Origin of the sequence: Nocardioides sp., from assembly GCF_041913365.1 — a bacterium.
GTDB lineage: Bacteria > Actinomycetota > Actinomycetes > Propionibacteriales > Nocardioidaceae > Nocardioides.
In genome coordinates, this window is record NZ_JAYSFM010000003.1 from 98738 (window position 1) to 109243 (window position 10506).

Annotated in this window: 6 protein-coding genes; 3 read left to right on the forward strand and 3 right to left on the reverse strand. The window is 74.6% G+C overall.

Annotated elements, in window-relative coordinates; translation table 11 throughout:
* Positions 1 to 40 precede the first annotated feature (40 nt).
* A complete protein-coding gene (locus tag ACE3QY_RS08815) occupies positions 41 to 3418 on the forward strand; it encodes a BTAD domain-containing putative transcriptional regulator (protein WP_374455637.1) in 3378 nt (1125 codons plus the stop codon).
* On the opposite strand, the gene ACE3QY_RS08820 is transcribed toward ACE3QY_RS08815, so the two are convergent.
* Both ACE3QY_RS08820 and ACE3QY_RS08825 read right to left on the reverse strand, forming a co-directional pair.
* Positions 3415 to 3837: a hypothetical protein gene (locus tag ACE3QY_RS08820; protein ID WP_374455638.1), complete on the reverse strand. Its 423-nt coding sequence runs from the start codon at positions 3835 to 3837 to the stop codon at positions 3415 to 3417. The two genes, ACE3QY_RS08815 and ACE3QY_RS08820, sit on opposite strands and share 4 nt — an antisense overlap.
* Positions 3838 to 3896: 59 nt before the next feature.
* On the reverse strand, positions 3897 to 6029 hold the full coding sequence (locus tag ACE3QY_RS08825) for an MMPL family transporter (protein ID WP_374455639.1): 2133 nt from the start codon (positions 6027 to 6029) through the stop codon (positions 3897 to 3899).
* 125 nt (positions 6030 to 6154) lie between these two features.
* Between ACE3QY_RS08825 and pta the strand changes: the two genes are divergently transcribed.
* Complete coding sequence (pta, locus tag ACE3QY_RS08830; RefSeq protein WP_374455640.1) at positions 6155 to 8230, forward strand: phosphate acetyltransferase; 2076 nt, start codon at positions 6155 to 6157, stop codon at positions 8228 to 8230.
* On the forward strand, positions 8227 to 9423 hold the full coding sequence (locus tag ACE3QY_RS08835) for an acetate/propionate family kinase (RefSeq protein ID WP_374455641.1): 1197 nt from the start codon (positions 8227 to 8229) through the stop codon (positions 9421 to 9423). Before pta ends, ACE3QY_RS08835 begins: the two co-directional genes overlap by 4 nt.
* 102 nt (positions 9424 to 9525) lie before the next feature.
* Here the strand turns inward: ACE3QY_RS08835 and ACE3QY_RS08840 are convergent, their stop codons facing one another.
* The gene (locus ACE3QY_RS08840) at positions 9526 to 10482 is read right to left on the reverse strand and encodes a hypothetical protein (RefSeq protein ID WP_374455642.1); all 957 of its coding nucleotides are present in this window, start codon (positions 10480 to 10482) and stop codon (positions 9526 to 9528) included.
* Between the last annotated feature and the right edge of the window lie 24 nt (positions 10483 to 10506).

The following is a 10506-nucleotide window of genomic DNA, read 5'->3' on the forward strand; positions in this document are numbered from 1 at the left end:
CTTGGGCCGCGCTTGGGTCCTCCGCCGCTACCGTCTGCGTGTGCGGATCAGCGTCCTGGGCAGCAGCCGGGTGACGGCCGACGACGGCACCTGGCTCGACCTCGGGTCACGCAAGCCGCGTGCGGTCCTGGCGGCGCTCGCCATGCGCCCGGGCAGGCCGGTGTCGGCCGAGCTCCTGGTCGACCTGGTCTGGGCGGGGGAGCCGCCGCGCGCCGCCCACGGCGCCCTCCACGCCTACATCTCCGGCCTCCGCAAGTCGCTCGAGCCCGACCGTCCGGCGCGCTCGGCCACCTCGGTGCTCGAGACGACGGACCACGGCTACGTGCTCCGCGTGCCGGACGAGGACGTCGACGCGCGCGCCTTCGCCGCGCAGGTCCGGGACCTGGAGCGGGTGCTGGCGCCGCTGGACTCCCAGCTCGCCACCGGGCCCGACACCTCCTGGCCGACCCGCGCCGAGGTGGTGGCCGCCCTCGACGGGATCGATGCGGCGCTGGCGTCGTGGACGGGCGAGCCGTACGCCGACCTGCCGGACCACCCCGACGTGCTGGCCGACCGGGCCGCGCTCGAGCAGCTCCGCGCGGGCGCCGAGGAGGCGCGGCTGCTCGGCCTGCTGGCCCTGGGGGAGCACGCATCCGTGCTGTCGACCACCGAGGCGGCGACCGGACGGCACCCGCTCCGCGAGCGGCTGTGGGCGATCCACGCGCTGGCCCTGACCCGGTCCGGGCGGCAGGCGGACGCGCTGGAGGCGCTGCGGACCGTACGGTCGGTGCTCGCCGAGGAGCTCGGCCTGGATCCCGGCGCGCAGCTGCGCACGCTCGAGGAGGCGATCCTGAGGCAGGAGCCGGCGCTGCTGGCGACGATGACCCGCCCGGCGACCGAGGTCGCCGAGGCCACGGCGGACGCCATCCCGGTGTCCCACGGCCCGGTGGAGCCGGTTGCCGGCGGCGTCCTGGGCCGCACCGCGGAGCGCGAGGCGCTGGCCGCACTGGTGGCGGCCGTGCGGGCGGGCTCGTTCGGCGCCGCCCAGCTGGTCGGCGAGCCCGGGATCGGGAAGTCGCGGCTGGTCGACGACCTCGTCGCGACCGCCCGCGGCAACGGCCTCGTCGTCGCGGTCGGCCGATGCTCCGAGGACGACGGAGCGCCGCCCCTGTGGCCCTGGCGCTCGGTCCTGCGCGACCTGGGCGTGCCCGACGAGGACCTCGTCGTGCCTGCGGCGGCGCCGGGGGAGCCGGAGGCGAGCCCCGAGCAGCGGGCGTTCCGGCTCGCCGATCTGGTCGCGGACCTGGTGGTGGGGCTCGCCCGCGCCGCCCCGACGGCGATCGTGCTCGACGACCTGCAGTGGGCCGACGACGCGACCCTGCGCACCCTGGCCCACCTGGTGTCCGTCGCCCCCGCCGACCTGCCGCTGCTTCTCGTGGTGACCCGGCGCACGCACCCGGAGCCGTCCGGGGCGCTCGCCGCCGCGGCCGACGCGCTGGCGCGGCGGCACGCGCTCCACCTCGAGCTCACCGGGCTGGCGTCCGCCGACGCGGCCGCCCTCGTGCGGTCGGTGCGCGGACCGGACGTCGACGACGCGGCCGTCGCGCGCTGGGCCGAGCGAGCCGCGGGCAACCCGTTCTTCCTGATCGAGCTCGCCCGGCTGGGAGCCACGGACACCGAGGTGCCGGCCACCGTGCGTGACGTCGTCACGCGCCGCCTGGGCGACCTGCCCGCCGACGTCCTCGCGACCCTGCAGACGGCATCCGTCGTGGGCGAGCGGTTCCACGTGCTCGTCGTCTCCGGGGCCGACGACCGGGACGTCGACGACACCGTGGCGGACCTCGAGGCGGCGCAACGGGCCGGCCTGGTCCGGGAGACCGACGTCGAGGAGTTCGGCTTCGCCCACGCGCTGACCCGGGACGCCGTGCTGGCGTCGCTCTCCGGCACGCAGGCCGCGCGCCGGCACGCGCGGGTGGCGCACGCCCTGGAGACCCGGCCCGAGGTCGCGGCCCTGCTGACGGCCACCGAGCGCACCGCGGAGCTCGCCCGGCACTGGCTCGCGGCGGGCTCCTCGCACGTGGAGACCGCCTGGCGGGCCGCCCGGACGGCCGCCGACCAGGCGCGGCGGCTGACGGCGTTCAAGGAGGCGGTGGACCTGCGGGCGGCCGCGCTCGCCGCCCACCGCCGGTCGCCGGGCGCGGCGGACGCCGAGCGCTACGACCTGCTGCTCGAGCTGGCCACCGATGCGGCGTACGCCGCGCGCTGGCCGGAGGTGGAGGCTGCCGCCATCGAGGGGATGGCCCTCGGGCGGGCGCTCGGTCAGCCCGAGCTGGTGGGACGCGCCGCCGCCCAGCTCACCCTCTACTGCGTGTGGCAGCCCCACGCCTCGGGCGTGGTGGTCGAGGACTCGGTCGACGACCTGCGGTGGGCGCTCGCGCACCTGCCCGACGACGACCTGCCCACCCGGGCCCGGCTGCAGCTCGCGCTGGCCGTCGAGCTCTACTTCGACCCCGACCACCGCGTCGAGATGGCGGCCCTCGTCGACAGCGGGATGGCGTTGGCGCGGAGGGTCGCCGACCCGCACCTGCGCTGGTGGGCGGCGCGCGCGGCCTGGACGGCCATGTGGATGCCCGAGGAGGTCGAGCGGCGTACTGGCTGGACCGCCGAGGGACTGGCCGCGGCGCGCGCCGACGGTGACGCCGCCGCCGAGGCCGTGCACCTGGTCGCCGCCGCGGTCGACGCGTTCGAGCTGGCCCGGCGCGAGGAGTTCGAGGAGCTCGCCGCCGAGGCCGAGCGGATCGCCCGCCGCGAGCGCCTGCCCTACGTGCTGCTCACCCTGCTGTGGCTGCGGATGTCGCTGGCGACGATCCGCGGGGACCAGGAGCAGGTACTCGCCGCGCTCGCCGAGCTCGGGCAGACCGCCCCGCTGGTCGCGGTGCCGCACCAGGAGCTGCAGTCTGCGGCGGCGTACGCCATCTCGGCGCTGTGGTCGCCCGAGCAGCTGCGTCCACTCATCGAGCCCCTGCGGGCCGCCCAGGCCGAGTACAGCACCGGGGCCAACCTGCTGCACGCGGTGGTGTCGCGGGCCGGCACCCCCGAGGAGCTGGCCGAGGTCCTGGCGATCCCCGTCGAGCACGAGCCGGTGTCCTACTGGGCGAGCGTGTGGGACTGGTGCACCGAGGCGGAGGCGGCGTTCCTGACCGGCGACCGCGAGCTCGCCCGTCGCGCCCTCGACGTGCTCGCCCCGTTCGCCGGACGGCTCACCATCTGTGGCGCCGTCTTCACCCTCGGCCCCCTCGACGGCTACCTGGCCCTGTGCCGGGCCACCCTCGGCGAGCCCGGTGTGGAGGCCGACGTGACGGCCGCGGTCGCGCTGGCGAAGGCGTGGGACATGCCGGAGTACGTCGACTGGCTCACGGGCCTGCTGCCCGGCACCTAGGCGGCGGCCGGGGCGACCTGCCGCCGGTGCAGCTCGCGCCCGCGCAGGACGGCGGCCAGCCCGACCGCACCCGTCACCGTCAGCAGCACGACCTGGAACGCGACGAGCGCCCCACCCAGGGCGTCGTTGGCCAGGCCGCCGTCGAAGAAGCCGCTGATCACGGAGACGAGGCAGGCCAGTGCCAGGAGGTACGCCGGCACGGCGGCCCAGCGTCGCCCCGACCGCACGGCCAGCACGGTGCACAGCAGCTGGGCGACGATCATCGGCAGGGGCGCCGCCAGCAGCGCCTCGCCGCTCCACGCGGTGCGCCAGGTGTTCACGTCGTTGGTCACCGCCAGCACGCCGCCGACGGCGTCGGTGGCGAGGAGGGTGGTCATGGCAAGGGTGAGCCGCCGGGCGGCAGGGGTCATGGTGTCCATGGCTCCATCCCGCCCGACGGCTCTTGTGCCGCCCTTGTGGCCGGCTTGTCACGGCGGCCTCAGGGGGCGCCGACGAGCTCCCGCTCGGGGTCGACGAGCCCGGCGAGGTCGGCCTCGGTGAGCTCGGCGCGCACGCCCGGCAGCAGCCGGTCGAGCCACGACGGGAGCCACCAGTTGGCCCGGCCCAGCAGCGACATGGTCGCCGGGACGAGCACCATGCGGACCACGGTGGCGTCCAGGAGGATCGCCGAGGCCATCCCGAGGCCGAGCATCTTCAGCAGCACGTCCACCTCGGTCGCGAAGCCGAGGAAGACGGCCACCATGATCGCGGCGGCGCAGGAGATCACCGTGCCGGTGGAGGCGAGCCCGCGCACGACCGAGCCGCGCGCGTCGCCCGTCGCCTCGTAGTCCTCCTTGACCCGCGACAGGAGGAAGACCTCGTAGTCCATCGAGAGCCCGAACAGGATGGTGAACATCAGCATCGGCATCCAGCTCGACACCGGCACCGCGTGGTCGAGGCCGAGCAGCCCGGCGCCCCAGCCCCACTGGAAGACGGCCGTCACGACGCCGTACGCCGCGCCGATGCTCAGCAGGTTCATCACGGCCGCCTTCAACGGCACCACGACCGAGCGGAACACCAGGGCGAGCAGCAGGAAGCTGAGCGTGACGACGAAGCCGATCACCAGCCACAACCGGGTGGCCAGCAGCTCGGCGATGTCGGCGAACATCGGCGAGGAGCCGGTCACCTCGACGCCCTCGGGCACCGCTCGACGTACGTCGTCGACCAGGTCGGGGGTGCGCTCGTCGGTCGGGCCGAAGGCGGGCACCACGCTGAACACCGACAGCGCGCCGTCGGGCGAGACGTTCGCGGGGGTCACCGCCACGACGCCGTCGCGCTCGCCGAGCGTGCGGGCCAGCGTCGCCGTCTCCGCGTCACCGACCTGCTCGCGGTCGACGACGATCGTGAACGGCCCGTTGAATCCGGGGCCGAACTCCTCCGCGACCAGGTCGTACGCCTGACGGCTGGACAGGTCGGGCGCCTGGGACGACGGGTCCTGCGGCCAGGTGCGCATGTCGAGCACCGGCAGCGCGAGCAGCACCATCACCAGCGCGGCGCCGACGGCCCACGGCAGCGGCGTACGTCCCACGCGCTCGGCCCAGCGGGCGGTGAGCGGGGTGCGACGGGCGCGCCCGCGACGCTCCCGCCGGGGGAGCAGCCGGCGACCGGCGAACCGGCACAGCGCGGGCACGAGCGTGACCGCCGCAGCCATCACCGCCACGACGGTGATCGCGGTGGCGAAGCCGAAGGACGCGTAGACCGGGAGGCCCGAGAGCCGCAGCCCCATGAGGGACACCAGCACGGTGGCCGCGGCGAAGACGACCGAGCGACCTGCGGTCGCGACCGCGCGGCCGGCCGCCTCGGCGACGGGGTGGCCGTCGCGGAGGTACTCGCCGTGCCGGGTGGCGATCAGCAGCGCGTAGTCGATGCCGACGCCGAGCCCGACCATGCTGGCGACCATCGGGGCGGCGGTGGAGACGTCCATCGTGGCGGCCAGCACCAGGACCCCGCCGCTGGCGACGGTGAGGCCGGTCAGCGCGACCGCGATCGGCAGGCCGGCGCCGACCACCGAGCCGAAGGCCAGCACCAGGATGACCAGGGCGGACACGACGCCGATCAGCTCGCCGTAGCCCTTCATCGGGGCGGCGCCGGTGCCGGGCAGCTCGCCGCCGAGCTCGACCTCGAGGCCGGTGGCGACGGTGGGCGCGACGGCCTCCTCGAGCGGTGCGAGGTTCTCCATCAGGTCGGGGTGGGTGATCGGCGCGTCGTAGGCAACGTCGAGCAGGACCGTGTCGCGGTCGGGGGAGGAACGCGGCTCGGAGACGGTCAGCACGTGCGGCATCGCCGTGAGCCGCCGGGTCAGGTCGGCGAGCGCTGCCCGGCTCGGGGCCGCACCGTCGGGGTCGTGGACGACGACCTGCGCACTGGTGTAGCCGGCGGCCGGGAGGTGCTCGCGCAGCTGGTCGATGCCGACCTGCGCGCGGGCCTCGGGGACGTCGTAGTCGTCGCGCGGCTCGCCGCCGAGGCCGGAGCCGAGGGAGAGGACCGCGCCGGCGACGACCGCCCAGGCGACGAGCGTCCGCCAGGGATGGGCGGCGCAGGCGCGGCCGAGCAGGTACAGGAATCGGGACATGGTGGCTCCTCCGGAGTGGTCGCCTCGACGTCGTCGTCGAGTGGCCCGAACGCTCGCGGCACGCGCTTGTGCGGCGCTTGGGGCGCTCTTGGAGCCACCCGGGACCGAGTCGCTACGCTCGGCCCATGGCACGCAGCGTGTACGTCGCCGGGGTCGAGGGGTTCACCGGCAAGTCCGCCGTGGCGCTCGGGGTGCTCGAGCAGCTGTCCCGCCGCGTGGCGCGGGTCGCGGTCTTCCGCCCCGTGGTCCGCACCGATGCCTCGACGGACGACGACCACGACTACGTGCTCGACCTGCTCGTCTCGCACGACGCCGTCGCCCTGACGTACGACGAGTGCGCCGGGGTCAGCTACGACGACGTGCACGCCGACCCGGACGGCGCCATGGAGCGCATCGTCGCGCGGTACCACCGGGTCGCCGAGCAGAGCGACGCCGTGGTCATCGTCGGCAGCGACTACACCGACGTCGGGGCACCGGCCGAGTTCGCGTTCAACGCCCGGGTCGCCGCCAACCTCGGCGCACCGGTGCTGCTGGTGCTCAGCGGCAACGGCCGCGACGTGTCCCAGCTCTGCACCGCGGCTGCGATGGCGGAGGCCGAGCTCGCCGCCAACCACGCCTCGCTCTTCGCGATCATCGCCAACCGCGTCGACCCGTCGGCGACGGAACGCACGGCCGCGGCGCTGCGCCGCGACGGCGTACCTGCCTTCGCGCTGCCCGAGCAGCCCCTGCTCAGCGCGCCTTCGGTCGCGGACCTGATGGCGGCGTGCGACGGGCACCTGGTGCGCGGCGACGAGTCGCAGCTGACGCGCGAGGTGCCGGGCCTCGTGGTCGCGGCGATGACCCTGCCCAACGTCCTCGACCGGCTCTTCGACGGCGCGCTCGTGGTCACGCCCGGCGACCGTCCCGAGGTCGTGCTCGGCGTGCTCACCGCCCACCAGTCCGCGAACTTCCCGCAGATCTCCGGCATCGTGCTCAACGGCGGGCTCGAGCTGCCGGAGCAGGTGGACCGGCTGCTCGACGGCCTCGAGGTCGCGCTGCCGATCGTCGCCACCGACCTCGGCACGCACGCGACCTCGACCGCGCTGACCAACCGGCGTGGCCGGCTCGACAAGGACTCGCCGCGCAAGATCGCGACCGCGCTGACGCTCTTCGCGGACCACGTCGACGGCGAGGAGCTGATGAACGGCCTCGAGGTCGCGCGGACCTCGGTCGTCACGCCGCTGATGTTCGAGCACCAGGTGCTCGACGACGCGATCGCGGACCGCCGCCACATCGTCCTGCCGGAGGGGGAGGAGGAGCGGATCCTGCGCGCCGCCGACATCCTGCTGCGCCGCAACGTCGCCGACCTGACGCTCCTCGGCGACCCGATGATCGTCCGCGCGAAGGCCGCCCACCTGGGCATCGACGTGTCGGCCGCGCGCGTGCTCAGCCCGTACGACGAGGAGCTGCGCGAGCGGTTCGCGGGGGAGTACCACCAGCGACGCGCGCACAAGGGCATCGACCTCGACGCGGCCCGCGACATCGTGGTCGACGTGTCGTACTTCGGCACCATGATGGTCGAGCTCGGCCTCGCCGACGGGATGGTGTCGGGTGCGGTGCACACCACCGCGCACACCATCCGCCCGGCGCTCGAGGTGATCCGCACGGTGCCCGAGGTGTCGGTCGTGTCGTCGGTGTTCTTCATGTGCCTCAAGGACCAGGTGCTGGTCTACGGCGACTGCGCGGTCAACCCCGACCCGACCGCCACCCAGCTCGCCGACATCGCGATCGCGTCGGCCCGCACGGCCGCGGCGTTCGGGGTCGAGCCGCGCGTCGCGATGCTGTCGTACTCCACCGGCACGTCCGGGAGCGGCACGGACGTCGAGAAGGTCACCGAGGCGACGGCACGGGTCCGCGAGCGGGCGCCGGACCTGCTCGTCGAGGGCCCGATCCAGTACGACGCCGCGATCGACGCCGCGGTCGCCCGCACGAAGCTGCCCGACTCCGCGGTCGCCGGGCGGGCGACGGTCTTCGTCTTCCCCGACCTCAACACGGGCAACAACACCTACAAGGCCGTGCAGCGCTCGGCCGGCGCGCTCGCCGTCGGACCGGTGCTGCAGGGGCTGAACAAGCCGGTCAACGACCTCTCGCGCGGGGCGCTGGTGAGGGACATCGTCAACACGGTCGCGATCACCGCGATCCAGGCACAGGAGCGCGCGTGAGCGAACGGGTGCTGGTCCTCAACGCTGGGTCGTCGTCGCTGAAGTACCGCCTGCTCGACGGTGCCACGGGCGAGGCCGAGGCGTCCGGGTCGGTGGAGCGGATCGGCGAGTCCAGCGGCACGCTGACGCACTCGGTGGGCGGGGAGGAGCACACCGAGGAGCGCAGGATCGCGGACTTCGAGGACGCACTGCGCTCGGCGATGGACGCCTTCGAGCGGCACGGCCCGGCGATCGACCAGGGCGACCTGGCGGCGGTCGGCCACCGGGTGGTGCACGGCGGCGACCTGTTCGCCGAGCCGGTCGTCGTCGACGACCGCCTGCTCGAGACGGTCGAGGAGCTCGTCCCGCTCGCGCCTCTGCACAACCCCGCCAACCTCGAGGGGCTCACGGTCGCGCGGCGGCTCTTCCCCGACGTGCCGCAGGTGGCGGTCTTCGACACCGCCTTCCACCAGACGATGCCCGAGCACGCCTACACCTACGCGGTGCCCGTCGGCTGGCGCGAGGAGCACCGGATCCGGCGCTACGGCTTCCACGGGACGTCGTACGCCTTCGTGTCCCGGCGCGCTGCCGAGCTGCTCGACCGCCCGCTCGAGGACACCAACCTCGTCGTGCTCCACCTCGGCAACGGGGCGTCCGCGGCCGCGGTCCGCGGCGGGAGGTCGATCGACACGTCGATGGGGCTGACCCCGCTCGAGGGCCTGGTGATGGGCACCCGCTCCGGCGACCTCGACCCGGCCATCCACGGCCACCTGCACCGCGAGCTCGGCTGGTCGCTGGAGGAGATCGACCGCGCGCTCTACCGCGAGTCGGGGCTGCTCGGGCTGGCCGGCGCCAACGACTTCCGCGAGGTCTCGCAGCGACGGGCGGCCGGCGACCGGGCAGCGTCCCTGGCCTTCGACGTCTACGCCTACCGCGTCCGCAAGTACGTCGGCGCCTACTACGCCGCCCTCGGCGAGCTCCACGCCGTCGTCTTCACCGGCGGCGTCGGGCAGCACAGCGCCGAGCTCCGCGCCGCCGCGCTGTCGGGTCTCTCGCGGCTCGGCATCGAGCTCGACCCGGCCCGCAACCCGGCGCAGGCGTCGGACGCCCGCGCCGTGTCCACCGACGACTCCGAGGTCGCGGTGCTCGTCGTGCCCACCGACGAGGAGTGGGAGATCGCCCGCCAGGCTCTCGAGGTCGTGCGGGGCTCCTAGCCTCTGGCGCGCACACGTGTCCGGGAAGTCGCCCTCCGACAAGCCCCGCGAGGGCCAGAAGTCGGACACCTGTGCGCACGTGCGGCGGACGCGGCGACGGCCTCAGGTCACCAGGCGCCAGAGCTGGTCGTCGGCGATGAACCAGAGCGACGAGGACGCGTCGTCGTAGCGCGCGGCGCGGAGGACGTGGCCCGGGAGGTCCTGGTGGAGCCAGCCCTGTGCGGTCGAGGTCCAGAGCTGGATCCCGTCGACGGTCTGGAGCACGAGCCGGAGGCTGTAGGGGTCGTGGTCGTACTGGCTCGTGGCGACCAGCACGGTCGGTGCGATCGGGTCGAGGTCGACCGGCGGCGCCGGCCCGAGGTCGCCCTCGGAGCTGACCAGCTGGGGTCGTCCGTCGAGGCTGCCGGCGAACCAGGCTCCCTGCCCGTCACTGATGTCCGAGATCTCGGTGAAGCGGACGTCGGCGTTGATCTGCCTGGCGTCGCCGTCCCCGAGAACCCCCAGCATCCACATCGTCGGACGTGACGGGTCGACGTCGGGGGACGAGAACCGCCCCGCGAGGTGGATCCTCGAGTCCCCCTGGTTCACCAGCGGCAGCTGGTCCGGGGAGCCCAGGCGGAGGCCGGCGCCCGGCATCCAGTCCCCGTCGCCGAACTCCATGCCGCGCAGCCAGCCGTGGTCGTCCAGGGCGACGTACACCGGGTCCTCGTCGCCGCAGGCCACCCAGACCCGCTTGGCCTCGTCCAGGCCGCGCAGGGCGTCGTCCGTCCAGTCGCAGTCGTCCGGCTCCACGCTGAGGGGAGCGCGCTCCGGCGTGCTCACGTCGTAGCGCTGGCAACGCTCGCCGTCGTGCGTCACGACCAGAGTCCGTTCCCAGCCGGCGACGCTCGTCACCGATCCTCGCCCGGGCAGCAGGGCCTCGCGAGGCTCGCCCTCCTCCGAGTACGACACCAGGAAGGGCGCACCCTCCCGGGACCCGAAGGCCGACATCTGGGAGCCCCACGTGCGCGCCAGCCCGACGACGACCGCGCTGCCGAGGTCCATCCGCTCCGACTCCACGTCGCGCAGGGTAGGCGGAGAAGG